This is a genomic window from Anaerospora sp. (assembly GCF_032013335.1).
In the GTDB taxonomy this organism is placed as follows: Bacteria; Bacillota; Negativicutes; order Sporomusales; family DSM-15969; genus Anaerospora.
The window spans coordinates 196,814-222,164 of sequence record NZ_DALZUO010000003.1 but is presented as its reverse complement, the minus strand read 5'-3'; the positions used below and the strand labels follow the sequence as shown (position 1 = coordinate 222,164).

At 50.7% G+C, this 25,351-nt stretch carries 22 protein-coding genes; all 22 read right to left on the bottom strand.

Annotated elements, in window-relative coordinates; translation table 11 throughout:
- Positions 1–62 precede the first annotated feature (62 nt).
- Positions 63–428, bottom strand: coding sequence for a hypothetical protein (locus tag RTR76_RS04620; protein ID WP_312517180.1), 366 nt, complete (start codon positions 426–428; stop codon positions 63–65).
- A gap of 115 nt (positions 429–543) precedes the next feature.
- Positions 544–1,254, bottom strand: coding sequence for a DUF1638 domain-containing protein (locus RTR76_RS04615; protein ID WP_312517178.1), 711 nt, complete (start codon positions 1,252–1,254; stop codon positions 544–546).
- A gap of 2 nt (positions 1,255–1,256) precedes the next feature.
- Positions 1,257–1,973 (bottom strand): GntR family transcriptional regulator, encoded by a 717-nt coding sequence (locus RTR76_RS04610; protein ID WP_312517176.1) that lies wholly within the window; start codon positions 1,971–1,973, stop codon positions 1,257–1,259.
- The gene (locus RTR76_RS04605; protein ID WP_312517174.1) at positions 1,973–3,805 is read right to left on the bottom strand and encodes an ASKHA domain-containing protein; all 1,833 of its coding nucleotides are present in this window, start codon (positions 3,803–3,805) and stop codon (positions 1,973–1,975) included. The genes RTR76_RS04610 and RTR76_RS04605 overlap by 1 nt, the downstream gene beginning before the upstream one ends.
- A gap of 98 nt (positions 3,806–3,903) precedes the next feature.
- Positions 3,904–4,497 (bottom strand): 5-formyltetrahydrofolate cyclo-ligase, encoded by a 594-nt coding sequence (locus tag RTR76_RS04600; protein WP_312517172.1) that lies wholly within the window; start codon positions 4,495–4,497, stop codon positions 3,904–3,906.
- Entirely contained in the window at positions 4,494–5,741 is a 1,248-nt protein-coding gene (locus RTR76_RS04595) for a folylpolyglutamate synthase/dihydrofolate synthase family protein (RefSeq protein ID WP_312517170.1), read from the bottom strand. Before RTR76_RS04595 ends, RTR76_RS04600 begins: the two co-directional genes overlap by 4 nt.
- A gap of 97 nt (positions 5,742–5,838) precedes the next feature.
- Positions 5,839–6,039: a CooT family nickel-binding protein gene (locus RTR76_RS04590; RefSeq protein ID WP_312517168.1), complete on the bottom strand. Its 201-nt coding sequence runs from the start codon at positions 6,037–6,039 to the stop codon at positions 5,839–5,841.
- Positions 6,040–6,067: 28 nt separating this feature from the next.
- On the bottom strand, positions 6,068–6,274 hold the full coding sequence (locus RTR76_RS04585) for a CooT family nickel-binding protein (RefSeq protein WP_312337418.1): 207 nt from the start codon (positions 6,272–6,274) through the stop codon (positions 6,068–6,070).
- 48 nt (positions 6,275–6,322) lie between these two features.
- The gene (locus RTR76_RS04580) at positions 6,323–6,736 is read right to left on the bottom strand and encodes a DUF3842 family protein (protein ID WP_312517166.1); all 414 of its coding nucleotides are present in this window, start codon (positions 6,734–6,736) and stop codon (positions 6,323–6,325) included.
- Between the two features lie 149 nt (positions 6,737–6,885).
- Positions 6,886–7,680, bottom strand: coding sequence for a methyltetrahydrofolate cobalamin methyltransferase (locus RTR76_RS04575; RefSeq protein WP_312517164.1), 795 nt, complete (start codon positions 7,678–7,680; stop codon positions 6,886–6,888).
- 33 nt (positions 7,681–7,713) lie between these two features.
- Positions 7,714–8,688, bottom strand: a complete 975-nt coding sequence (cdhD, locus tag RTR76_RS04570; RefSeq protein ID WP_312517162.1) for a CO dehydrogenase/acetyl-CoA synthase subunit delta — start codon at positions 8,686–8,688, stop codon at positions 7,714–7,716.
- A 20-nt stretch (positions 8,689–8,708) separates the two neighbouring features.
- Positions 8,709–9,461, bottom strand: coding sequence for an AAA family ATPase (locus tag RTR76_RS04565; RefSeq protein WP_312517160.1), 753 nt, complete (start codon positions 9,459–9,461; stop codon positions 8,709–8,711).
- Between the two features lie 21 nt (positions 9,462–9,482).
- Complete coding sequence (locus tag RTR76_RS04560; protein WP_312517158.1) at positions 9,483–11,381, bottom strand: ASKHA domain-containing protein; 1,899 nt, start codon at positions 11,379–11,381, stop codon at positions 9,483–9,485.
- A 117-nt stretch (positions 11,382–11,498) separates the two neighbouring features.
- Complete coding sequence (acsC, locus tag RTR76_RS04555; RefSeq protein WP_312517156.1) at positions 11,499–12,833, bottom strand: acetyl-CoA decarbonylase/synthase complex subunit gamma; 1,335 nt, start codon at positions 12,831–12,833, stop codon at positions 11,499–11,501.
- 81 nt (positions 12,834–12,914) lie between these two features.
- The gene (acsB, locus tag RTR76_RS04550) at positions 12,915–15,044 is read right to left on the bottom strand and encodes an acetyl-CoA decarbonylase/synthase complex subunit alpha/beta (RefSeq protein WP_312517154.1); all 2,130 of its coding nucleotides are present in this window, start codon (positions 15,042–15,044) and stop codon (positions 12,915–12,917) included.
- A 39-nt stretch (positions 15,045–15,083) separates the two neighbouring features.
- The gene (gene cooS, locus RTR76_RS04545; protein ID WP_312517152.1) at positions 15,084–17,036 is read right to left on the bottom strand and encodes an anaerobic carbon-monoxide dehydrogenase catalytic subunit; all 1,953 of its coding nucleotides are present in this window, start codon (positions 17,034–17,036) and stop codon (positions 15,084–15,086) included.
- Between the two features lie 97 nt (positions 17,037–17,133).
- Positions 17,134–17,895: a P-loop NTPase gene (locus RTR76_RS04540; RefSeq protein WP_312517150.1), complete on the bottom strand. Its 762-nt coding sequence runs from the start codon at positions 17,893–17,895 to the stop codon at positions 17,134–17,136.
- A gap of 49 nt (positions 17,896–17,944) precedes the next feature.
- Positions 17,945–18,625, bottom strand: a complete 681-nt coding sequence (locus tag RTR76_RS04535; RefSeq protein WP_312517149.1) for a DUF3786 domain-containing protein — start codon at positions 18,623–18,625, stop codon at positions 17,945–17,947.
- Between the two features lie 176 nt (positions 18,626–18,801).
- Positions 18,802–19,746: a methylenetetrahydrofolate reductase gene (locus tag RTR76_RS04530; protein WP_312517148.1), complete on the bottom strand. Its 945-nt coding sequence runs from the start codon at positions 19,744–19,746 to the stop codon at positions 18,802–18,804.
- Complete coding sequence (locus RTR76_RS04525; RefSeq protein WP_312517146.1) at positions 19,743–20,411, bottom strand: methylenetetrahydrofolate reductase C-terminal domain-containing protein; 669 nt, start codon at positions 20,409–20,411, stop codon at positions 19,743–19,745. Before RTR76_RS04525 ends, RTR76_RS04530 begins: the two co-directional genes overlap by 4 nt.
- Positions 20,408–20,884, bottom strand: coding sequence for a hydrogenase iron-sulfur subunit (locus RTR76_RS04520; RefSeq protein ID WP_312517144.1), 477 nt, complete (start codon positions 20,882–20,884; stop codon positions 20,408–20,410). The genes RTR76_RS04525 and RTR76_RS04520 overlap by 4 nt, the downstream gene beginning before the upstream one ends.
- Positions 20,881–25,350: an FAD-dependent oxidoreductase gene (locus tag RTR76_RS04515; protein WP_312517142.1), complete on the bottom strand. Its 4,470-nt coding sequence runs from the start codon at positions 25,348–25,350 to the stop codon at positions 20,881–20,883. Before RTR76_RS04515 ends, RTR76_RS04520 begins: the two co-directional genes overlap by 4 nt.
- Position 25,351 lies beyond the last annotated feature (1 nt).

Here is a 25,351-nt window from a genome sequence, read left to right as displayed (position 1 = left end):
GCTAAGATGGTTTACCAAAACCACCCTAGCCGGCGTTTCCTTTCAAAGAGCCATACCGGATATTAACCTATTTTGCTAATCTCATCAATTATTAATGATTTTGCAATATACATTGCGTTTAGCATTTTCTTAAAGCGAGTATAATGAGAAGTTCCCTCCGCAAATTTTAGCTTTGCTTTTTCACATTTGCTGATAACCGAATATATGGGACGTAGTGCTTCTACCAGTTCGTCTTTTGTATATTTGTCTCTACCATTTCCATCTGTTATTAATGATTTTGAAACATACATTGCGTTTATCCTATTCGTAAGGAGTGTATGATGTGAGGTACCCTCCGCAAATTTGGGTTGTGCTTTTTCACATCTAATAATAATTGAAGAAATAATTCGTAGGGCTTCTTCTAATTCTTTCTTTGTGTAACGGTTCATAACATCACCCTTAATCAGCATATATTTATGGGGTCAGGCTTATCTCATCCTATTCAGTTGACAGCAAAGATGGTTTAATATTCACTCCCTGCCTAATAAATAAAAAGGGGCTGGCTCAACTCGAGCCAGGCCCCTTCGCCATACAAATATCGTCTATTGTGATTTCTTGTCCCGGCTCAAGTACGATAAACTCCTCATCCCATTGTCCCAGCAACAATTTATGCAATAATCGCAGCGACCCCGGGACAATCTCGTAAAGCATGCTTAATCTTTGGGCACATTCCTGGACTTTGGGCACAACAGCGTCAAGAGGATAGGCCCCTGTATTAATTACCATAAACCGGAGATAATTTCCTAGCATCGTTTTCATCACCCGCAAGGTCCGCTCTTGGCCATAAAGAGTCAAACACCGTTCATATTCTCTCAGAATATTTTTCTCATGCTCCAGCCAGCCCTGAGTGAAAAAATAAGTATTCATTTCCTGAGACTTTTTCTTTCTCTCATCGGCTGACCCTAACAATAATGCAATACAATCATTGACCCTCGGGATAACGATTTTGCAGTTGGATGACTTTACCGCCATTAGGCTGTTGCCACAATAACCCAAGACCATAAGAATAACATCTGCGTCATTTATTTTATCAACTTCTGCTTGAATACCCCGATGGAGAGATTCCCTGCCAGGATATGACCCGGAATCGACATAAACGATAGGATAATTTACTCCTGTTTCTTTCATCGCTAATTGCAATTCATCCCGAATGGTCCGACAAGCTAAAATGAACATCCGCAGCTTAGCCACCCGCCCGCAGTTAGTATTGACCACGTTCACAGCCTTCCTAGATATGAGGTGGCATTCAGATGAAATCTGTCTTTATGGCAGACCATTCGCGAAATTCCGAGCGGCACATCATCCTTGGAGTAAATGACTTGTTGTATGACCATGACCGGTTGAAACGGTTCTGTCTCTAATAAATTAGCCTGCTCTAGCGATAAAACATCAACAGATATAACCATTTCATTCCGCACCGGTACGCTGTCCTGGTGCTTGGCAATCACTTCGGGAAAGGCAGCATATTCCAGTTGGGTTTCAAGCAATGGCTTCCCCCTGAGATAACGCATGTATTTATCTTCTATAGCACTCGGCAGATCATCCTTATAAAGCAGGCTCCTTAATAGAATCACCTTATCATCCGGCGCAAGTCCCAGTTGTTGAGCATAACTATGGTTGTCGTGGACCATCTTGGCACTCAGCAGCTTATAGCGAAACTGCTCGCCGTCAGCGGAGGAGGCATTATGAAAATTGATAACAAGTTGATTCAATTTGGGGAGCCGGACAAAACTCCCTTTCCCTTTTATCGTCTCAATTAACCCCGCTTCAGTCAAAAGGGCTACTCCCTGACGCACAGTCATCCGGCTGATTCCATACATTTCGCCTAACTGCTCCTCGGTAGGAATCATATCCCCTTCTTTTAGCTTGCCGGATTCAATATCAAGTTTTATATCGTAGGCTAAACGATAGTACATGGGCATCAGCTTTCTCATTACAGCACCTCAGGGAAGGCTAAATTTGCTAGAAATTTTTGGGGAAAGTCGGGATGAGCCGCCAATTCAATACATTGTATCTGACTGGATATACGAATACACCGCGCCAATTTCTCTTTGGATAACAACGTGTGAACTGCCCCAATCCCGGCCGCATTGCCGATAGGCCTGACCTGCTCCCGGTTAAAGCCGGGCAGCATGCCGATAACTAGTGCACTTTCAATATCAATATAATTGCCAAAGGCCCCAGCAAGTAAGACCGGCATTCCGTCGATCGGTTTTCCTTTTTCCAGCAGTATTTGTATTCCCGAACAGATAGCCGACTTAGCAAGTTGAATTTTTCGGATATCCGCCTGGGTAATCGAAATATCGTAACCGGTTGCAGAATCTGCTGCGTCAACAAGGACAAACTCCCATTGGTCGTTGTTATGTTTCAGGCGACGTTTCAGGCTGAGTGGCATTGTGCCAAAATCCCGGTTAAACCGACCGCTGAACGTAATAATCTTTTGCTTCAGCAGTTCCGCTATGGCTTTAACGACTCCTACGCCGCATATTCCCAAAGGCTTACTGCCGCCGATCGTCTTAACCCGGACCTCGTCGTCGATAGACACATCGGTAATCGCGCCGGTAGAGGCCCGCATGCCATCCCGGATATGAGCCCCCTCAAAGGCGGAACCGGCAGCTGTAGAACAGGCAAATATTTTCTCGCTGTTACCCAATGTCATTTCACCATTGGTTCCAAGATCCACAATCAGGAACAGCTCTGGCGATATATCCTGATCGACTGCAATAACCGCCGCGATTGTGTCCGCTCCGATAAAACCGGTGGCATTAGGCAACAACAGTACTTTTCCGTCACAGTTGATATTCAGGCCGCACTCTCTAGGTGAAAATGGTTTTATGTATTGAAAACTGGCTGAATAAGGTTTGCGCATAAGGCACAACGGAGATACCTCCATCAATAAATGCTCCATGGTAGAGTTGCCTGCGATGGATAACGCATAGATCTCATTAAGAGGAACCTTAGTTGAATCACACAGCTCCTGGATAATCCGGTTCAGACATTGTCTGATGGCTCTGGCTTGAGCCCTGAGATTACCGGGTTTCTCAGTGGCCGTAATCCTTGAAACAACATCCGCTCCAAAGGCAGCTTGCGGATTAGTTTCCGAGCAAACAGCGATGACTTTTCGCTCATTGAAATCAATCAACATCCCCACCACTGTTGTTGTACCTATGTCAAACGCCAATCCAAATAAAGATTGGGACGTGTCACCCGCTTCAATGATAATGGGTTCGTTATTAACCATCACGACTGTCAACTGCTTGGGAGCGGTTTCCATAATCTGAGCCAAACGAATCCGTAGCTCATCAGAGACAGACGTTGCTGTTGGCAAAAGACGGTCAACCATTTCGCGCAAAGAAAAAGGCTGGCCCATCATCTGAGGATCAGGCGTCAATACTTTCTTTTCCAGGACCGGCTGACCCTCAACGGCGAACTTTTCGACGATATTGCCCTTGGTGCTGACTTCAGCCCTTTTCAGTCTCGCAAAAAGATTCCCCTCCGGCCGGATCTGGCATGCTAAATATATATTTGGCTGCAGCGGCTTAGCAGGGTTGTGATCCAGACCGGTAACCGTACCATGGAGCACCTGTATTTTGCATTTACCGCAGACGCCTCTACCGCCACAGTTGGCCTCCACGAATATCTCGCCATCGCTCAAGGCTTGTAAAACGGTCTTAGCAGCGGAACAAGGCAGCGACTGCTCAACCCCTTCAACTACCAACTGGTAACCATCCGCCGCCCCCGTCCGTTGGCAATCCGGCTTTTCCATATGCCATCACCTTGCTTACATCTTAACCATAAAAATCCATATTATTATAATAATATCATAGAATACTAAAAGTTAAAACCAATAGTACAAGATAAGCTTTATTCACCGCTGCAAGACCAGAACCCCTCTTCCGTCAGTAACCATTGCATCCGAATATCGTACTCCTCCGCAGGGATTTTATCCACCAGTTGACAGGCCCATGTGACTCCCAGCGACAGACATCCCTGAGCCTGAGCTAAAAACCGGTCATAATACCCCGCACCCATTCCCAGACGGTTCCCTTCGCGATCAAAAGCAACCGCCGGGACCACCACCACATCGATATCAGCAGGCGAAACAATTCCGGTCTTACCCGGTTTAGGCATTTTTAAACCCAGTTTACCTATCACCAAGTCATCGAGACTTGTGATAGTAGCTGCAGTCATTTCACCGTATTTCTCCCCTAAAAGTGGTACACATACCCGTTTTTTCCGTTTAAGGGCATCTTGAATTATGAATTCAGTCTGGACTTCATCCGACATGGACAGATAGAACATAACCGTCCCGCTATCCTGGTAGAATGGCCAGCGGCAAAAATGACTGGCAATTTGTGCGCTCCGGCTAGCCACCTCCGCAGCAGAAAGACTGCGTCTTTTCTCCCTCATCTCCCGGCGCAGCCGCTGTTTTTCTTCCTGCAATGCTCCCTGTGTCATCCTGCCGTTCCTCCAATGCCCTCGTAGATCACCTTTCTGGCTGGCCCGATCAGGTACAGAGACCCTGTCACACAAACCACCCCGCCCGGCCCGGCCAACAAGCGCGCTTTCTTATATCCTTCGCCAATGGAAGCTGCCAATGCTATCGCTTTGGCCCTACCCCCAAGCTGCGTGGCGACCTCCTCCGGTTCCGCCCCCCGGTCAGATAGCGGTCGCACAATAACGACGTCGTCACTGGATCGGATAAGTTCGCCGGTAATACCGCCTATATCTTTGTCAGCAAGAATCCCAAGAAGAAAAGTGATATTTTTCCCGAAAAACACTTCATCCAGGGTCCTTCTTAGGGCCCTGGCGCCGTCCGGATTATGGGCTCCATCAATCACTACCATCGGCTGATCTTTTACCACTTCAAACCGCCCGGGCCAATAAACTTCAGCCAGACCTGCGCGAATTGCGGCCAGCGTTATCTTCGGTTCCTTCTCAGCAAGAATCAGGGACGTCATTACTCCTACCGCACTATTCTCCGCTTGATGCCACCCAAGAAGATTGGTGGTGAAATGACCAAAGTCGCCGTATCGGCTGGTGGTGACAGCCACGGCTTGCCGGTATCCTTCCTGCCGCGCAACCGCTGCGGAGAAATCCTGTCCCAAGCTGTAAAGCGGCGCCGCTTTATCAACAGCTTCCGCCTGAATCACTTCCAGAGCCTCGCCTTTCGCTGCAGTAATCACTGGCACGCCTTGCTTGATTATGCCGGCTTTATGCCGGGCAATCTCCGTCACCGTGCTGCCGCATCGGTCAGTATGCTCCAGGGTCACATTCGTGATCACTGCTGCCTCAGGTATAACAACATTAGTCGAATCAAGCAGCCCTCCTAAGCCCACCTCAATCACGGCATAGTCCACCGCCGCCGCCGCGAAATAGTGAAAAGCTGCAGCAGTAAGCACTTCAAACTCAGTAGGATGCTCGCTGCCGGAGCATGCCATTGCGGTGACCAAATTTCCGGTATACTCGATTGCAGCGGCGAAGTCCTGCCGGTCTATCGGTTGACCGTTAACCACCATGCGCTCGGTATATTCGACCAAGTGCGGCGAAGTATACAAGGCTGTCTTTATCCCCGAGGCCCGCAAAATGGCTTCCAGCATCGCTGATGTCGAGCCTTTGCCATTGGAGCCAGTAATATGGACAACTTTGAAGCGCCGTTCAGGGTGGCCCATAAGGCTAAGCAATTTTTCGATCCGCGCCAAACCGAAGTTGATGCCGAATTTATTCAAGGAAGCAAGATACTCCAGTGCTTGTTCATAGGTCACCCAAATCCCCCCCTGCAGTTGAAGCTGCTGCCACTCACTCTTGCGGTGTAAAACGTTCCAGGATGATACGGTGATCTACCAGCAATAACTCCTTAATTCTCCCTTTTATCGTTTTTTGTTGGCCGAAAATATTTTGCAAATATACTTCCGTGCCGCTTGGCACTACTTTATCAACACTCTCCAAAATCAAGTTCTCTTGACCGTTCTCAACCAGATATGCGTTTGCTTCACACATAGTAATTCCTCCAGATCTTTATCATTTGTTACTTCTCATCCAGTCGGTTCAGCATGTAGAAGATCATACGATGACCGACCATTGCAAACTCCATGATCTTCCCATCAATCGTTTTTCTCTGACCGAAACTATTTTTCAAATCTAACCCTGTGTCGGTGAAAACTACTTTATCGACACTTTCCAAAATGAATTCCACTTTTCCGTTCTCATACCGGTATGCGTTTACTTCACACATGATAAATTCCTCCTCTCATTTCCATGAAGCGCGCTTTGCTTTCCCTTTTTAATCCTTCCATACCGTTTTAACCTGCATAAGCAATTCGTTGACTAAATGGGGCAGCGGCTCTGCCTTAGCCCCTATCACGTCAATGCGGACACGGTTAATCGGCAGCAGCAATTTCCTCGCCTTGCTCTTGGCAATAGCTTCCGCCATCCGTGGTGTAAGTTCTCCCAACATGGAATGGGCGACAATGATCCCTAACGGACCGACAATCATATCCATTTCAGACATATTCTGAATGATAGCATTTTCACCTGTAGCGCCTTCGTTTGCCCCAGCCTTAAGCAGTGCCGCCGTGGCCAGAGCATTTGTACCAAAAGCGTAAATTTCAATTTTCTCTCCGAACTCTTTGCGCAATTTCTCGGTAATAGCTTTTCCGATGCCGCCTCCTTGACCGTCAACTACAGCGACCTTCATGATATCAATCTCCTCCGTAAGCCGGCTAGAAACCGCCAATCGAATCGTAAAAATCCCCGGCAATGACCGATTTTTAAATATAACCCGGCCGAAATGACCGGGTTATATTTAATAGCGGACGAAGCCCACTTTCTCGTAACCTTTTACAATCAGCAGGAGTGCTGCCGAAACACTTTTTGATAGGAATCGCAATAAATGTCCTTGTTCAGGACCAACCGGGCGGTTGCGATGGCGTCGACCATAAGTTCATCGTTGACATCCATAATGGCGGAATCCAGGCCGGCTGCCATTGCCATCACGGCAAAAGTCCGGTTAATCAGCGGCCGATGAGGCGTTTTCTGGGATACATTACTCAAGCCTACCGTTGTCCGGGGCGCCGGATTGGAAAGAGTTTTAATCTGGCGAATCGTTTCCAATACCTCGACGGCGTGTTCCTGGGCTACATTGACCGGCAGAACGATAGGATCAAGATACAGATCTTCGAAAGGCAATCCGTAGGCGTCGGCGTTAGCCACCAGTTCCATGGCGAAAGCGGTCCGGTCCTCCGCACTTTTGGGAACGCCCTTATTGGTCATGCAAAGAGCGATAAGGGCTGCATTGTATTCGACGGCAAGGGGGAACAGCCGGTCGATTTCCGCTTGTTCACATTTGCATGAATTAATCATCCCCGGCCGTTTGAGTATTTTTAGCGCAGCCTCAATGGCGTCAAAGTTAGTGCAGTCCAGACAGAGAGGTAAGTTCGTCACTTCCTGGACAGATTCAGCCATCCATTTTAAGGATTTGACCTGATCTTCGGCATTAGGGCCGGTATTGATATCCAAATAATGAGCACCGGCCAATTCCTGTTTTTTCGCCCATTCCTGCAGCGGCTTAGGATCCCATTCTACGACGGCTTTGCCTATATCCTTGAACATACCGTTAATTCTTTCGCCAATCATAATCATATGCTTTCCTCCTACTATTTCGGTATCAGGTTCTTATATTGCCTGGGAAATCATTAGTTCCGCGATATTCTTCCGCACCAGATTGACGGCTTCCGGATGGCGCATAACGATGATGTTGACGCCACCTTCCAAGAGGGCGGTAGCAGTCATTGCTTCCCAGAGAATGCCGCGTTCAGCCTGATTTCCCCATGCGGGAAAATCGGTCTCAGGCGCATTGGCCTCTTTGGCGCGCCAGGCTTCATAGCCGGCAGTGACAATAATCGGCGTGGAAAGCATCTTGTCGCCCTGCAGCGCGCCTAGCCGTCCTCTTTCGAGGATTGAGTACGTATACTCTATGCCATACCCTAAGCCGCCCGCACCGGGATCGACTACAATTCTGTCCACGGGAAGGCCCATTTCGGTAATAAGAATATTCAGTTGTTTGCAGATATTAATATCACACGGGGTTAAGGCGATTAGATTATGGTTGTGAACCATGGCAGCAGCCACGATCGATTTGTAATTATTCTGTTCGGCTACACCAATCAGCAATTTCTCACCGGCTGCCGCCTCGGCCACCAGTGGCATAACCTGATTGTCTTTTTCCTCATCGCCTGATCCAGCGACAATAAGCGGAACACCTACTGCGGCCAGCACATCTTTTACGATCTTGACGCATTCTTCGGGCGAATGATTCTCCAGATCGGGATCAGCGCCGGAAAGTTTGAGATAGATCATCTCCGCGCCGAATTCTTCTACGCATTTTTTGGCCCAGGCAGCCGGATTATCGAGCACATCGGCAAAGGGCGCCTTCACTGTTGCATTCCATTCTTCCGGCAGGCGGCTTTGCACCTCCATGGCGATGACCGGTTTATAGGGAAAGTCACCTTCAAAATGCAAGAATGGCAATGCCGTATCTCCCCCAACGGTTACGACACTGGTCCGGGTTCCCCCTGCGTCTTTCGTTGCCCCGATAGTCACTGTGTTGATTTTCCCGGTGTTTCTTTCTTTGATAATTTGCAAGGCCATAATACCGCTCCTTTCTTTTATCATACGTTTACTTTACTGCATATTTGATTGACGGCAACCACCGCGCCGGAAGTGGCTGGCAGTTCAATGAGAGGCTTGCCTTCCACATCATAGCGGGCCACTTCGGCGTCATAGGGAATCGTCCCGATCAGGTCCAAGCCCGTAGCGGCTATTTCCTGTTGCAGGGTCTCGATATCTCCCGCGTGATTTTTGGTCACAATAAGATAGATTTCCTTAATCCGCGAGTTTAATTTTTTTACCAGCTCGTGAACCCGGCCTGCGGAACGAATGGCTCTCGCAGAGGCGTCGCTCACGATAAACAAGATATCAATATTGCCTGTTACCCGCCGGCTGATATGCTCCATGCCGGCCTCGTTATCCATAACGACATAAGCATAATTATCTGCCAAAATTTCCAGGTGTTTGCGCAGAATGTTGTTAGGGAAACAATAACATCCCGGCCCGTCAGGCCCGCCCATAACCAACAAGTCGACATCCTTCGTTTCCTCGAGGGCTGCTTGAAGCTTGTATTCAATATAAGGTTCCTGGGTCATGCCTGCCGGAAGGCCATGAGGGTCTTTGGTCCGGGCAATGATATCCGAAATGGTTTCACCCAACCCCATTCCCAACGCTTCGTTCAGATTGGCGTTCGGATCGGCATCAACAGCCAAGATGGGGCGCTTTTGGTGTTCAATTAAATAGCGTATTAATAATGAAGTAAAGGTAGTTTTTCCGGTTCCACCTTTTCCGGCTACTGCGATTTGCTTTGTCACAATGTATCCCTCCTGGTTTTGTCAACTGCCGACCGACGGAAATAAGCTTAAATCGGTATGCGGCAGAAACAGCGCCGAAATGAATTCTTCCATAAATACATTACCTGCCGACAGCTCGACATAAGTAATGTGCTCAGCCAGTTTTCCGGCAGCTTTTATCGCGGATGCGGCCGTCAATGCGGCATAGGCCCCTTTAACCGATGCATTGCCGAAAAATTGGTATTTAGCAGTCCCGATATCAGGCAGCATCCCGATCTCCACGGCATCCGCAATGTTCAAATAGCTGCCAAACCCGCCGGCTATGTAAATCTGTTCGATATCGGACTGCTCCATATTCACGGTCTTTAACAGGCAACGCACTCCCGCGTATACCGCCCCTTTTGCCCGCAGCAGGTTTTTTACGTCTGCCTCGGTTATCACTACATCCAGGCCGCGATCGGCCTCATCGGCCCAAGCCAGCACAAACTCAATGCCATCCTCTGCTTTGCGGATACGCGGTGTAGGCAGTTCCTGCATCTTGCCGGCCCGGTCAATCACTCCGGCTTCCCGCATTTCGGCCAGAGCGTCGATTAGTCCCGAGCCACAGATGCCCAGTGGCCTCCCTTGGCCGATAACCGAATACGTCACTTCATAGGTCTTTTTATCAATGACAACACGTTCAATGGCCCCCTGGGTGGCCCGCATACCGTTGGTAATGCCTGCCCCCTCAAAGGCAGGACCGGCGGAGCAGGAACAGCTTACCAACCATTCTTTGTTCCCCAATACCATTTCTCCATTGGTTCCTATGTCGATAAAAAGGGTCACAGCGTCCTCTTCGGCCATGCCATTGACCAGTGTCCCGGCTACGATATCGCCGCCGACATAGCTTGCTACCGCCGGAAAGTTATAGACCACCGCCTCGGAATGAACCTTTAGACCCAGTTCCCTGGCTTTTACTACCGGAAACTGGCTGACGGCCGGAACATACGGCTCCAGGCGGATGTACCGCGGATCAATACCGAAAAACAGATGGGCCATCGTTGTGTTTCCCGCCGCAACCACGGCGCGGATGTCACTTGCTTCGATGCGATATTTAGCGACAAGGGTTGCTATCAGGCCGTTGATTGTATCTACTACGGCCTGTTGAAGCACTTCTAGCCCATCCGTTTCTTCATCGGTATAGATAATACGGCTGATCACATCATCACCAAACTGCGCTTGCTTATTATGCGTTCCCGCTTTCCCGGTTACCGCTCCGGAAAGCAGGTCTACCAGATAGACCACTACCGTTGTAGTGCCGATGTCTACCGCAATCCCCCAGAGCCGGCTGTTGCCATTTGGAGCATCAATGCTGATGATACGGACTGCTTCCCCGACGGACGCATAGGTTACATCAATGCACCAATTGCAGCCGCGCAGAGTTTCAGCCAGGGTTCGCACTTGCTCCAGCTCCAGTTGAACGTTTTTCAGTCCTGTGGCTTTTTGTAGAGCAAACAGCATTCGGCTGGCATCACTGCTGGGATCCACAATGCTGGGGGGAGGTATCTGGAGCGTAACCTTTTTGCATAATGGATCAAAAGGAAACGCCGACTGTAAATCAGGCCCGTCTGTCAGCATATCGCAGTGGTCATCAAGTAACACCTGAGACGAAGCAACCCGGGAAGACGCCGGTATTTCAACAACTACATCCCCCGCGACACAGGTCTGACAGGCAACCGACCACCCGTCGCGGGTTGAATGTCCCTTGGATTTGATTGACCCGCTTACCACTCGCAGTAAGCATTTACCGCATGTACCGCCTCCGCCGCAGCTGCATTGTATCTCAATGTTTGCTTTTCGGGCCCCTGTTAGTAAGTCAACACCGGCGTCCACTTCAACCAAAATATTATCGGGTTGAAAGAGTATGTTATACCTTTGCACTGGTGCGTTAGATCTTTTCACTGATAGAACCTCCGCTCTAATAATTGCCCAAAGGCAAGGGTTCTGGCTGGTCACAAATACTACATTGGTGTTAACATACTTTTCGTATTTTGCTGCCGCAGATTTGTCCTGTTATTATTATACGAAATGAGATTTGGCAAAAGCAGGAATACCTGCAGCTTCCTGTGGTCCAACCAGTACATTCCACCCGGATTTTTCCTTGAGTTTGCCGCTGAGTACCGCGGTATACCCGGGAAGAACACAAGTATTATGGTTCACTTTCGCTTTAATTCCTGAGCTTTCCAGGAAGTCTGAAATAGAGTCGGCGCTGAATTTACCTGAGGCCCATGAAGTAAGGACAGAGGTACCGTCAGTATCGACAGGCAAAATGTATCCGGGAATTTTACTGCCGGAAACTTCTCCTTCGACCGCAAAATAGGTAAGGGCGAAATTCGTGCAGATATATACAGGAGAGTCGGGATTCACTGCCCCAACTTCATAAATTTTGGCCTCGACCGCAATAGGCTTTTGCGGGTCGGTATAAACATTCTGCCGCCATGCCAGAAGAGGCAAAATCTGCGACTTTTCATCGGCCTTCAAGACAACAATGCCGCCGAATTTAGCTACATAAACACTGGCCTGGATGACTTCCTCCCGGGGGTCCTCGGAAGTCGTGAAGGTAATTGTCGGATAGCCGAAGGGCCGGAATTTCTTTTTGATCGCCAGCCGGCGGATTTGAGTCTGGTCGGCTAGGACTTGGGAGGTGCCCCGGCTTCCTGTGTCGATCACCAATTCCTTGTACAAGGGTGCAATTTTTTCCACCAGGTCAGCCGTATCCGCCAGAGTACTGCCTTTTACAACAACCGGGCAGCTATGGGCTTTGGCAAGTTCGACCACTTTTTGATAGTTGTCGGCTGTCGCGGCGTAGACTAGGGGCTTCTTGTCCGCAATGACCGGCAGTGCCGCTTCAAGGGCGGCAACATTTTCGCTGACAAGAATCAGCGGCAAGGTTGTTTGGGCGGCGACCTTGGCGGCGACTTCTTTAAAAGTCGCGGCATCCTTCGACGCATTGATAATGGCGATAGCGCTAACTGCCAGTTGCTGACCGACCCTTTCCACTTTTAGATCGTTAATTCTGGTGATTTTGGCTGTTACGTCACCGGCGGGCAGAGTGTCATTTACGGTGATTGCAAAGCCGGTGGGGTGACAAAAGGTTTTGTCATGCCGGTAAATAACCGTTTCATCTCCCAGGGCTAATGCATTTTCACCGACACCCACAGTAACCAGCCGGATGGGGGGAGCTGCTGCTGCACCCAGGTTTTCTTTCGCCTCTTCCGATACGTATGGGCACTGTTCCAGCGACGCTTTTCCTCCGGCTAGCGACATAGCGAAAGCCAGGCAGGTTGGAGCCCCGCATTCCTTACAATTCTTTTTGGGAAGTTGTTTGAAAATATCTAATCCTGTTAAAGCCATACTGTTGTCCCCTTTCTCTTTTGTGTAGATAAATATTGGTACTGCCCAATCGGCAGTTCCCTGATCAAAGTCGTCTACAACTTACATCATGGGGTCCATGGCGAATGCCGGGTGCTGTTTTTCTTCGAGGAAAGGAAGAATTTCGTCGATCGTAGTGCCAACGGTTTCGTCTGCGATTTTATCAAAAAAATCTTCATCCAGGCCTTGTTTCTTGGCCTGCTCCAGCAGATCCGCCCGGAGGAATTCTTTCAACTCCTTCGGCATCCAGACAATGCGTCCGATACCGCCGTCAGCCGGAATAAACTTGTTGCTTACAATATAACGGCGGCCAATGCCCATAAAGCCCGGAGATTGCAATCCCCCGCCAACCGAACCGGCCAGTGTCGAAAATGACATGCCACAAGGAGTATCACCACTGAATTCCCGGGTGGTAATCATGATGCCGTTAGCTTCCGGCACAATGGCGATAATAGCCTCAAAGCAACCGCAGGAAGTCATCGGACGGTCCATCAGGGTATAGAGGTTGACCTCTTCCAATGTCCGGTTTGAATTGTTGTAGAGATATTCATTGACGTTCTGCCACATGCCCTTTTCCGCATCAATACAAGCCCCTTTGGCAATCGGCTGATTCGGCCCGGTAGGAGTGATCTCATTGGAGGCTTTGGCGTCAAGCCAGCTGACAGCGCCGCACAAGCCAACCCGTTCAGGGGTAACTATACATACATGATTCGGCGCGAAGGACTGGCACAGGATGCAGGAATAGAAATCTTCCACCGATTCGTCGGTCAGTCCGCGCAAACGGTCATCACGGGCAGCATATTTTGCCCTTGCGAGCTTCAAATTCTCGTCTATTAAGGCTTGATCGGTAATCAGCGTTACCTGAACCCGGTCAACAATTGACGGATAATCTGACTTGAATTTCGCGATCAGGATCTCACCATAATCGCGGATCTTGAAGCCGGCCTCAGCCGCGCCTTTGCTTATCCGCAGCCAGGCCAGGTCTCTCTGAGCCACATGCCACAAGCCTTCACCATAGTTGACGAAATAGTGAATGCGGCGTTCAAGCACTCCTTCAAAATCTTCCTGCATTTTCCGCCCGTAGATACTGACCATAATCCCCAGCGGCAGGCGGTCTCCTTCTTTTATGTCGGTTATTTCCGGACCAATGACGGTAATCTTGCCATCTTCGATGTCGTCAGGACCAACCATCCGCACCAATTCGAATGCAGTTGTCTTGCCGCCGCCAAATTCAAGATAGGTATCGGCGCGGCGAATGGTTTCACCCTCAAAAGCGGGACCCACGGTAATGGGAACAGGAATATCGACAATTTTGATCTTAATCCCCCGTAATTCCAGCGCCAGTTTTACCATCTTGTCATAATCCGGCTCGGAAACGAACCAATCAGGAATTTCTTCCACCAGCGTCTGGTCGGTAATTACCGGGAAGCCCATGCCAATAGCGCCCATTTCGGCGGCAATTCTGACTTCATCCAGTTCACCCAGCGCCAGCACGAAAGCGAATACCCGACGGGCTTGGTAATCAAGCTGCTGCTGGCGTTGGCCGGGTTTTATCCCTCCAAAGGCCAGGCCGGCGCGATAGGCGAAATTGACAGCATGAATGGCCTGCGTGAAGTTACCGAGAGGAAAAGCAATATAATCAATACCCAGCTTTACATTTTCCTCCAGCAACTGTTCGATAATCTCGTTAACCAAGAACAGCATCATACCTTTGGATTGCAGGTTTTTGATCAGTTTAGCCGCTTCTTTCGAGGTACGGGCCTTACCGATGATAACCGCAACACCCGGTATAGTGTTGTCAACCAGCGGCACACCAAATTTCCTCAAAATAGGATCAGACAGAAATCCGGTCCAGGGAGCCGACTCCGGTTTGGCCCCGTGTAAATAGCGCAGAGCCTCGATGATATCGGCAGCATAATGCGTGGCCTCGCCGTTCAATTTCGCATTATCGAAATTCAATTCTTCCCGGATGTGACTGGACCGTATACGGTTCAAAATAGGCGGTAAATCGCCAAGAACATTGACTTCCTCACCGCTTAATGCTGTGATAACCGGCAAACGGTAAGCTGTATCCGGGTATTTCACCGGGGTCTCGGCCCCATGTTCTTTAATGGCTTTTTCCAGAAGTATTTGGGCGTAGCTTGTGGCGATGATCGCTCCATCATAAGCAGCCTTAAACAATGCATTTGACATCTATATATTCCCCCTCCCAGTTACCTAAACTGTGACCTCTTAATTAGCGGTTTCACGTTCGGCATATTTTACTTTGGCTGCATTGCGAATTCGCAGTTTCCAGCTTCGTTCCTCCAGCGCGGCCAACAACTTGTCGGTCCCTTTGGCATAATCGGTTTCCATGATGAAATAGCCGCCGAACACATCTTTGGCGATTTGAGTCACGACACCGTGGACGAGGTCGCTGCCGGTAGTTGGCGCTATTACGCCGATGTGCACCGGAATGCCCATGGCGACATTCCAGGCGCCGATGGCTACCGCTTTTTCAGACATCGGCTCAGGCGCCGACGCAACAAAAGGTACGTCCGGAGTATCCACTCCCAGTTCGTTAGCCATCATGGTCAGTAGATTGGTGGCCCGGGAGTTGTCAACACAGGACCCCATATGGAAGATGAGCGGCAAAGCCGTCTTCAAGTCGGCTTTTGCGCTGATACGGTTTAGGAAGGCCTTGAGTCCGGGACCCGCATATGCCTCAACCGCTTCAGGGGTCAAAAGACCGCTCATGGCATAAGCCTGGCCGGCACAGCCGGTAGCTACCATAAATACGTCGTTGGCCGCCATTTTCTTGGCGATTTCCACATGGTTTTGATTGTGAGTTCCTTTGAGGTTGTTACAGCCGGCGAACAAAGCGACCCCTTTTAATTCCCCGGCTTTAATCGCCTCAGTCAATACACTGATGGGGTTATCCGGGTTGACAGAAGCGAAGATTTCCAGAATAGCTTCCAGGCTAAAGCCGGCGACAACTTTATTTTTGTATTCCTGGCGCTCGATTTTCTCCGGATCGCGCCGTTTATAGGTTTCAATGGCCAGACGGATGATTGCCCGGGCGCTTTCAACGGCATTTTCCTCGTCAAATTCATAATGGTAAGAACCGGGGATTTTGCTGATCGGCATTGTTGTAACGACTTTGGTGTGGAAACATTCGGACAGACTGCGCAGACTGGGCATAATGCACTGCACGTCGACCACGATGGCATCAACTAGCCCGGTCATAATTGCCAATTCCTGAGTGGCGAAGTTGGTAGCGATGGCCACCCCCGCGCGGCTCAAAACCTCGTTGCCTGTGCAGCAAATGCCGGATAATTTGATGCCCTTAGCTCCGGCAGCTTTAGCCTCTTCCTGCATTTCCCGGGCCGTATCGACAACCACCTGGCTTAGCAGCGGATTGTGGCCGTGTACGCAGATGTTAACCATTTCCGGGTCAAGGACCCCTAGGTTGGCTTCGGTCACCGTCGGAGTCGGCGTACCAAACAAAACATCGGACAGATCGGTGGCAAGCTGCATGCCGTCGTAATCTCCTAAGGCCACTTTCAAGCCGCTGAAAATAATATTTACAGGATCGGCATCATTACCAATGTGAGTCTGATGTAACAATTCAGCAATCGAACCATTGATGCTGGAAGGCATAATCGTAGTATCCTTAAACTTTGTCTTGCGACCCTCGGTAACTGTTGATTCAATCCAAGTGCAGGGGGCGTTATCCTGGCGGCCGAAATCCTTTAGGGCTTCGGAAGCCACCGCTACGGCTACTTCATGAATTGATTTTCCTTCTGTGGCCAGGCCAATCCGCTTGGCGACTTTGAGCAATTTGGCCGAATCGGTGATCTTATAATCCTTGGCATGGCCTTCCCCTACATGAAGCACCGCTGTCGCAATATGCCGCCCATGATCAGAGTGGGCCGACGCTCCGCCGGCGATGTAACGGACGGTATTACGGGCCACAATGGTATAATCGGAAGCACCGCAGATCCCTTTATTGGCGCCCAATTTTTTCGGGATAATCCGGCATGGCCCCTGCAGGCAAATCCGGCAACAAATACCGGCATTGCCAAAATTACAACGGGGCTCTTGAGCCTTGGCCCGGTCAAAACTGGTTAGGAATCCTATTTTTTTCGCTTTGACGAGCATTTCCCGCGCGGCGGGGTCGACTGTGCATTTTTCAAATTCCGACATTCTTCTACCTCCCCTAACTGTTGGTAAACCGATAATAAACAACTAGTCTTTGAGGCCTTGATTTTACAGCGGCAATCTGCCTGCAGGTCAGACTATTTTACCCCCCTTGAAGAATACAGTCATACATCATTCGCATTTGAGCGCCAACCGGCTGACTGCTGTCCGTCACATCCACTGGCCCGCCCATGGCTGCTTCGAGAATCGAATCATCAAACGGCAACATACCAATAATTTCGCCGGCCTCAAATTGGGTCCTCAGAAAAGTTTCTTCCTTTTCACTACGAATCTTATTGCCGATTATTTTTACTTTTTTTACGCCAATTTCATCGGCCAGATGCCTTACTACCTTCGCTGTTTGCGCACTATTTTTGGTGGGTTCCGTAACTACAAGCATGACATCAACTCCTTTGGATGTGCCACGCGTCAAATGTTCGATGCCTGCCCCCATATCAAGCACAACCACATCCTGCTTGCCAAGCAGCAGCGCATCAACTACTGCGTGTAAAAATGAATTTTCCCTACAATAGCAGGCAGAGCCCCCTTGTTTGATACCTCCCATGCGTAAGAATCGGATATTGCCTGATTGAATGGTATAAGCATCAAGAATATCATCCACCTGAGGATTAAGAGTATAAAATGCCCCGCCGCCACTGCGTTCTGCAATAACCTGCTGCATTTCAATCAGGGGTTTGCTGATCGCCATAATCTCATCGTCAAGACCGATGGCGCTCCCTAAGCTTGAATCTGGATCGGCGTCAACCGCATATACTTTGTAGCCCTGGCTGGCAAACAATCTGGCGAGATTAGCCGCTACCGTTGTCTTGCCTACACCGCCTTTACCGGATACGGCGATTTTCACGGGGATTACCTCCTTTAGTGATCCAACACTTTCCTTGGGTATTTCCGAGTTATACTGTTCCCAGGTCAGGTACCTCGGCAGCAGGCAGCTTTCTTGCCGCCTGGGCCAGTTTGCCGACGCAAAAACCGGCGGCGACAACCAGATCCTCTGTGGGCAGGTAGTAAGGCGCAGTGGCATCAAACAACACCGTTGCCCTTGGCGGAAATTCCTCATCGCCAGCCCACAGAGCGTAAATGATAGGTAAACGCGGCAGGGCATTCAGCTTAATGCCATAGTTGCCGAACTTGCACGCGCTTGCTCCCAGCAGTTCCCCGGCCTGCAGCAACAGTTGCGGTTGATTGCCGAAAACGCCAATAAGATAGTTGGTAACCCGCTTATTAAAAGGCTCTAAATATAACATGCCGACCACAGGGATTTCTTTAAAGGAAATCCAGGAATTCGCTATCGCCTGCCCACTGGCCCGGATTAAATAATGCAAAAGGATTATCTTTTCTGTAACCGGTACCGCATCGTTTCTGTCTGCATAGACAACCTCACCTGACGGAAAACTGACCTGATAGCCTTGGCCGGCATAAACAATGGAGAAGGTACTGGTGGCGCAAGCGAAACTTGTTCCGCTGCTTGCTGCCATATCCACGGGATTCCAACGCTGGAAATCCTCGCAGGCCTTGGTGTATGCCGATTGATAGGCTTGTTTCAGATTATCCGGTCGCAATTCACTTGCATGCATGTGCCCTCTATCCTTTCGTATCAGTATCGAAAAACCAGGGCTTTAACTGTATTGATCCCGCGAAATCCTCCGGACGGCCAGACATCCTACAGTCTCCCAAGAAAAGTATATATGTATATACATCTGCAAGCAGGCTTCCGGCGGGAGAAAAGGCCTTGCCCCGGGGAGTGCGGCTCTTAGTCCAATATTGGACGGGGCAGCAAGCCGGCGCCTGTCACAATATCGGATAAAGCGGCTTCCCAGCCCACAGGCATGATATGAATGCCTTTGACTCCTTCGACCTGCCGCAATTGTTTGATGAGCTCAATAACAATGGCGATCCCCTCGATTTGAGGGTTTTCAGCTCTTGTCATCCGGTCGATCAATTCGTCCGGAATACTCATCCCAGCCACATTTTCCTTCATATATTGTAACGCCCGAACTGATTTGACCGGCAGGACGCCTGCCATAATATTCACTTGCCGGTCGATACCGGCTTTGCGGACCAGGCTCATCCAGTATTTAAACTTTTCGATGTCAAAAATAGCCTGGGTCTGAATGAATTGTGCACCAGCCTGAACCTTCTTAGCTAAACGCATGACCCGTAATTCAACAGGATCGCCGAACGGGCTTTCAACGGCTCCGATATAAAACCTGGGAGCCGCTTTCATTGTTTCGCCGCTGAGCATCTGCTGCTCATCGCGCATCTTTTTGACCAGCGCGATAAGCTGAATCGAATCAATATCATATACGTTTTTGGCTGTAGGATGGTTGCCAAAAGACTGATGGTCGCCGCTTAAACACAGAACATTGCGAACTCCCAGGCTGTAGGCTCCTAATAAATCGCTCTGAATCGCAATGCGGTTCCGGTCCCGGCAGGTCATCTGAATGATCGGATTGCCGCCATGTTTGAGAACATGCACAGCAGCCGCAATACTGGAGAGCCGAACCACCGCACTTTGATTGTCGGTTAAATTGAAGCCGTCACATTTGAGTTTCGCTTCTTCGGTATGCTCAATGATATTGTGGGCCGAGGCTCCTTTTAAGGGGCCAATTTCTGACGTCACAATAAATTCCCCTCTGGCAAAACCCTTTTCCAGCTTGCTCTCGGTTGTCAACTCTTTCGTCAACTGCTCACTCATAGGAGCACATCCTCCCTAACATACTTGCGCGGACCGCCGTCCCGGGATTTAGACCAGTCTTTCACCGGAAAAACCTCGCACAAGGAAGCTTCCCGGCCCTGCCGCTTGAGTTGCTCGTAGATCAGGGCCCAGGCACAGGCGGTGTCCGGGTCAATTTCGCACTTACCGTTACTGGACCCGCCGCACGGACCATTCAAAATACTCTTGGAACACCGGATCACCGGGCAGATGCCGCCGGTGCTTGCCAGGATGCATTCCCCGCACAGGCCGCAGCGCTCTTCCCAGACGCCGTGCTCGGTGGTGCCTCCGATAAATTTGGTGTTTTGGGCAGGCACAACATATTTGTCCGGGTAGCGTTCCGCCAGATACTGTACGCCGACCCCGCAGGCCAGAGATACAACGCAATCAACATCTTTGACCAGAGCTTCCAGTTTTTCCACATATTCCTTGTCACATTGGCGTTCCAACGTTTCACTGACCACTTCGACGGGGTTCCCTGCTTTGCTGCGCAAAATCCGCAGGCAGGTGGCCAGAATATCTACTTCTTTTTGTCCGCCTGACAAGCAGACGGTGACGCAGCCCCCACACCCAGCCACCAATATTTTTTTGGCGGCGCCAATATAACTCTCTATTTCGCCGATGGGTTTTTGCTGAGCAATAATCATCTGCTTTCACCCCCTTTCTCCGACAAACTTGGTGTTGACGGTTCACTCGCCATGGCCACGGCAGCACGGTTCAATGGGCTCGGGCCAAGGGCCCGGATTCGTTCCGTCATTTCTTTGGCGATTTCGGCGAAGCGTGGTCCCATGGATCCCGACAGGTTATACATTGCCAGCCGTTCTCCCCCGATTCCCAGTTCATCAAGAAGCTTCTTCACATACTCCACGCGCTTGCGGGCCCGGAAATTGCCGCGCAGGAAATGGCAGTCTCCTTCCATGCACCCGGCGACATATACGCCGTCAGCTCCTTCTTCAAAAGCTGTGAGCAGCAGGTTCTGCTCAATCTTACCGGAGCAAGGCAAATCGATCATACGAATGTTGGCTGGATACTGCAGGCGCATGGAACCGGCCAGATCGGCCGCCGAGTATGCGCAGTAGTAACAGCAGAAGGCAACGATCTTCGGTTCAAATGTACTCATGCGGATACCTCCTTAAACAGAGCGCGGACCTTTTCCAAGATCTGATTATCTTTATAGTGCTGCAATTGAATTGCCTTGTTCGGACACTCCCCGGCGCAGCTGCCGCAACCGTGGCACTGGACAGCCTCGATACAGGCTTTGCCGTCTTCGCCAATACGGGGCACGCTATAGGGGCAGATGCGCACACAAGTGAGACAGGCGGCGCATTTATCCGGATCGACGTTTACCACAACCCCGCCTGCCATCAGATTATCCTGAGACAGGATGGTACTGGCTCTCGCCACCGCCCCTTGGGCTTGATAGATACATTCATGGAGATACTTGGGCGAATGTGCTCCACCGCAGAGGAAAATGCCCTGGGAGGGAAAATCAATTGGACCTAATTTGGCGTGGGTTTCGACAAAGAAGCCGTCCTCATTGACCGGTACCTTCAGCATGGTCCCCAGGCTGCGCGCCGTGTCTGACGGTACAGTGGCCGACGCCAGTACCACAAGATCAGGGGTTAAATTAATGGTCCTTTTAAGACTCGGTTCGTGTACAGTGAGGCTCAATCGGCTGCCTGCTTTGGCAAGCTCCGGCTTTTGCTGCTCGGTATAAGGAATAAAGCGAATTCCTATGTCCCGGGCTTCCTTGTACTGGCTCTCCATAAAACCATAGGTGCGGATGTCCCGGTACAAGATATAAATGTCGGTTGCCGGCTGCCGCTTTTTCAGCAGCAGAGCATTTTTGATGGCCTGACCGCAACAGGTGCGGCTGCAGTACTTAATTTCCTCATTGCGGGAACCGGCACATTGGATCATGACAATCTGTTTGGCTTCCACCGGCTGACCAGCGGCAAGCAGTTTCTCAAAGGAGCTGCCGGTAATGACGCGGGGATCTTCGCCTGCCAGATATCCGGCGGCCACACGTTCTTCGCTCCCGGTCGCGACGATCACGGTGCCATGTTCTATGTCCGTCGCCGTTTCGTCTTGGCCACTGCGCACAGAGGTGATAAAGTGTCCGGCGTGACCGGAGAAATTCGTGATTTGCGTATTGGTAAAGACTTTGATCAGGGGATGGTCTGCAACAGCTGCAGTCAATTGGTGCAGATATTGCTGAACGTCGTTCCCCTCCAGATCCCGGTAAATCTCACGGGCATGGCCGCCGAGCTCCGCTTCTTTCTCGACAAGATAGGCGGTAAATCCTTGACTGGCTGCCGATAAAGCAGCAGTCATTCCGGCAACCCCGCCGCCGATAATAAGCGTCGAGGGAATCACCGGCACAGGATGCAGGTAAAGCGGGTCGTGGTGACGCACTTTGGCCGCCGCCATCCGCACCAGGTCCTTAGCCTTCTCCGTCGCGCCGACCGGCTCGCTGCGATGCACCCATGAACACTGGTCACGGATATTGGCCATTTCGAAGTAGAATTGATTGAGGCCAGCTTCCCGCAGCATTTCCCGGAAAAGCGGCTGATGGGTCCGCATGGTGCAGGAGGCTACAACCACCCGATTAAGCTGTTTCTCTTCGATAATTTCCTTCATCCTTTTGATGGTGTCCTGAGAGCAGGTATAAAGATTATCCTGACAGTGAACAACATCAGGCAAACTTTGTCCATAGGCCACGACATCCGGAACGTTGACAATCGAAGCTATGTTGATGCCGCACTGGCAGATAAAAACACCAATGCGCACCGGTTCTTCACTGACGTCCCGCTCCGGCGGATAGGCTTTGAGACGCCGCAAAGTGTTGCGGGCGTCCGCCAGCAGTTCCCCCGCTTTGGCCGCGGCCGCGCTGGCGGTCATGACCGTCTCCGGAATATCCCGCGGTCCCTGGAAAGCGCCGGCAACATAGATACCCTGGCGGGATGTTTCGGTAGGGCTGAAATCATCAGTATCGGCAAAACCGTAAGGATGAGCTTCTATCCCCAGCGTCGCCAGAAGAGGGGCAGCCGTCTTTGGTGGACGCACCCCAACGGCCAATACGATAAGTTCGAACTCTTCCTCGACAATATCGCCGGTTTCGTTGATATATTTAATGAAAAGGTTTTGGGTTACCGGATCCTCTTTTATGCTGGATATCATGGCCCGAACGTAACGGACGCCACCTTTTTTCGCGGTTTCAACATATTTGTCGAAATTTTTCCCGTAAGAACGCATATCCAGATAGAAGATGGCCGGTTCGACATTGGCGTCGTGCTCCCGGGCAATAAGCGCCTCTTTGGTAGAATACATACAGCAGATGGAAGAACAGTACTCCGCTCCGTTGTCACCGCAGTCACGAGAGCCTACACATTGGATGAAGGCAACCTTTCGGGGAGAAGCACCATCCGACGGCCGCACCACATGGCCTGTGGTAGGACCGGTAGAAGACAACAGGCGTTCAAATTCAAGGCTGTTCAACACATTGGGGTAAATGCCGTAGCCGTATTCACCCTTGAGGCTTGCATCGAAAATATCGAAGCCGGGAGCCAGCACGAGAGCGCCGACGGACAGGTCAAGCATTTCATCGGTATCATCATGGTGAATGACTTGTTTTTTACAGGCCTTTTCGCATTGGAAACACTCGGAGCAAATTCCACAGTTCAGACAGCGGCTTGCTTCTTCGATTGCTTCTTCTTTGCTCATGCCCAGAGCCACTTCGCGATAGTCTCTACTGCGAAGGCTTGCCGGGGCAAAGGCCTGTGACAGGCGGTCGACGGGGTGTACCGGGGTGTTTTCCGGGAGAGTGAGTTTGTCTTGATGTGGCTTTTCCCTGTTGGCGGCGATTTGGGCGCCGTTTAGATAACGGTCAATGGATATGGCTGCCTCATGGGCACTCGCAACCGCTTCAATTACTGACGCTGGGCCGTGAGCTATGTCGCCGCAGGCAAAAATGGCGGGATCACCGGTCGCCTTGGTCAGCGAATCGGCAGCAACAATTCCCCGGGCGGTCGTGACTTTTTTTTGGCCCTGCAGAAATTCCAGGTCTGCAGCCTGGCCGATAGCCATGATCACCGTGTCTGCGTCGAGAAGGATGGTGCGTGTTTCGTCATAGCGGGGATTAAATCGCCGCTCGGCGTCGAAAACGGCGCTGCAGGCTCTGAAGCCAACGGCGCTGACTTTCCCGCCGCTGCCGACAATTGCTTTCGGGCCCCAGCCGGGATGCAGGATGACTCCTTCATCTTCGGCTTCTTCGATTTCCCAGACATGGGCCGGCATTTCGCCGCGGGACTCCAAACAGACGACATGGACTTCTTCTCCGCCCTGGCGCAGCGCTGAACGAGCTACATCCATTGCTACGTTGCCGCCGCCGATAACAACGACTTTTTTCCCGACCCGCGGGTTTTGGCCAAGTTTGATATCCCGTAAAAAGCCAACTCCGGGAAGAACCCCGGCAAGACCGGCGCCTTCAAGCGGCAGATCCCGGCTCTTTTGCACGCCAACGGCGATAAGGACTGCATTATATTGCTCTTTTAGCTCTTTTAATGTAATATCGCTGCCCACGCGAGTGTTATTGCGCACTTCAATCCCATGCCTTAAAAGCATGTCAATTTCCCGTTGGACAACGATCTCTGGCAGCCGGTATTGGGGAATCCCGTATTTCAACCAGCCGCCCGGACTGGGCAGTGCTTCAAAGAGGGTAACCTGATAGCCTTTTTCCACAAGGTCGCAGGCTGCTGTCAGCCCAGCTGGTCCGCCTCCGATAATCGCTATCCGCTCTTTGCGGGTGGGAGTATATGTTTGTGATTCGGCTTTGGCGAGTTCCTCCCAGCCATAGTCGGCGGCCGCCCGTTTTAGGGTGGCGATTGCCAGCGGTTGATCAATTTCCTGCCGGTTGCATTCCGCTTCACACGGATGGTGGCAAATTCGGCCGCAGATACCGGCAAAAGGCAGACGGCGATGGATGACTTCCAGTGCTTCGGCGAATTTTCCCTGAGAAAGGAGAGCCACATACCCTTGCACATTCGTTCCGGCCGGACAAGTGGAGCGGCACGGTGGAACACCGCGCTTGTCGATCATGAACCGGTTTGGCACCGACTGCGGGAATAGCTTATATACCGCTTTACGAAGACCCTGATCCTGGTTGAAGCCATCCTTCACCTTAACGGGGCAGGCGTCGACGCAGTCGCCGCAGGCCGTACATTCGTCAATATCGATGAATCTCGCTTTTTTCCGCACCTGGGCGGTAAAGTTACCGGCTTCTCCTCCCAGCTTCTCCAACACCGAATGAGTGTGAATGATAATATTAGGATGGCTCAGGCAGTCACTCATCTTCGGTCCTAAAAGACACATGGAACATTCATTGGTCGGAAAAGTTTTGTCAAGTTGGGCCATCTTCCCGCCGATCGACGGTTCATCTGTGACCATATGCACAAGATATCCGCCATTGGCAAGATCCAGAGCGGACTGCATTCCGGCGATTCCTCCGCCTAAGACGAGGACGGAGCCGATTTTCTCCTTGGTTGACGCAGGCGGTGCTTGAACACCGATGCTGCTAACTTTTGCCATA

Coding starts and splice junctions, on each gene's coding strand:
- RTR76_RS04620 (WP_312517180.1), bottom strand. CDS start 428: ATGAACCGTTACACAAAGAAAGAATTAGAAGAAGCCCTACGAATTATT.
- RTR76_RS04610 (WP_312517176.1), bottom strand. CDS start 1,973: ATGAGAAAGCTGATGCCCATGTACTATCGTTTAGCCTACGATATAAAA.
- RTR76_RS04605 (WP_312517174.1), bottom strand. CDS start 3,805: ATGGAAAAGCCGGATTGCCAACGGACGGGGGCGGCGGATGGTTACCAG.
- RTR76_RS04600 (WP_312517172.1), bottom strand. CDS start 4,497: ATGACACAGGGAGCATTGCAGGAAGAAAAACAGCGGCTGCGCCGGGAG.
- RTR76_RS04590 (WP_312517168.1), bottom strand. CDS start 6,039: ATGTGTGAAGCAAACGCATATCTGGTTGAGAACGGTCAAGAGAACTTG.
- RTR76_RS04585 (WP_312337418.1), bottom strand. CDS start 6,274: ATGTGTGAAGTAAACGCATACCGGTATGAGAACGGAAAAGTGGAATTC.
- RTR76_RS04580 (WP_312517166.1), bottom strand. CDS start 6,736: ATGAAGGTCGCTGTAGTTGACGGTCAAGGAGGCGGCATCGGAAAAGCT.
- RTR76_RS04575 (WP_312517164.1), bottom strand. CDS start 7,680: ATGATTATGATTGGCGAAAGAATTAACGGTATGTTCAAGGATATAGGC.
- cdhD (WP_312517162.1), bottom strand. CDS start 8,688: ATGGCCTTGCAAATTATCAAAGAAAGAAACACCGGGAAAATCAACACA.
- acsC (WP_312517156.1), bottom strand. CDS start 12,833: ATGGCTTTAACAGGATTAGATATTTTCAAACAACTTCCCAAAAAGAAT.
- acsB (WP_312517154.1), bottom strand. CDS start 15,044: ATGTCAAATGCATTGTTTAAGGCTGCTTATGATGGAGCGATCATCGCC.
- cooS (WP_312517152.1), bottom strand. CDS start 17,036: ATGTCGGAATTTGAAAAATGCACAGTCGACCCCGCCGCGCGGGAAATG.
- RTR76_RS04535 (WP_312517149.1), bottom strand. CDS start 18,625: ATGCATGCAAGTGAATTGCGACCGGATAATCTGAAACAAGCCTATCAA.
- RTR76_RS04530 (WP_312517148.1), bottom strand. CDS start 19,746: ATGAGTGAGCAGTTGACGAAAGAGTTGACAACCGAGAGCAAGCTGGAA.
- RTR76_RS04525 (WP_312517146.1), bottom strand. CDS start 20,411: ATGATTATTGCTCAGCAAAAACCCATCGGCGAAATAGAGAGTTATATT.
- RTR76_RS04520 (WP_312517144.1), bottom strand. CDS start 20,884: ATGAGTACATTTGAACCGAAGATCGTTGCCTTCTGCTGTTACTACTGC.
- RTR76_RS04515 (WP_312517142.1), bottom strand. CDS start 25,350: ATGGCAAAAGTTAGCAGCATCGGTGTTCAAGCACCGCCTGCGTCAACC.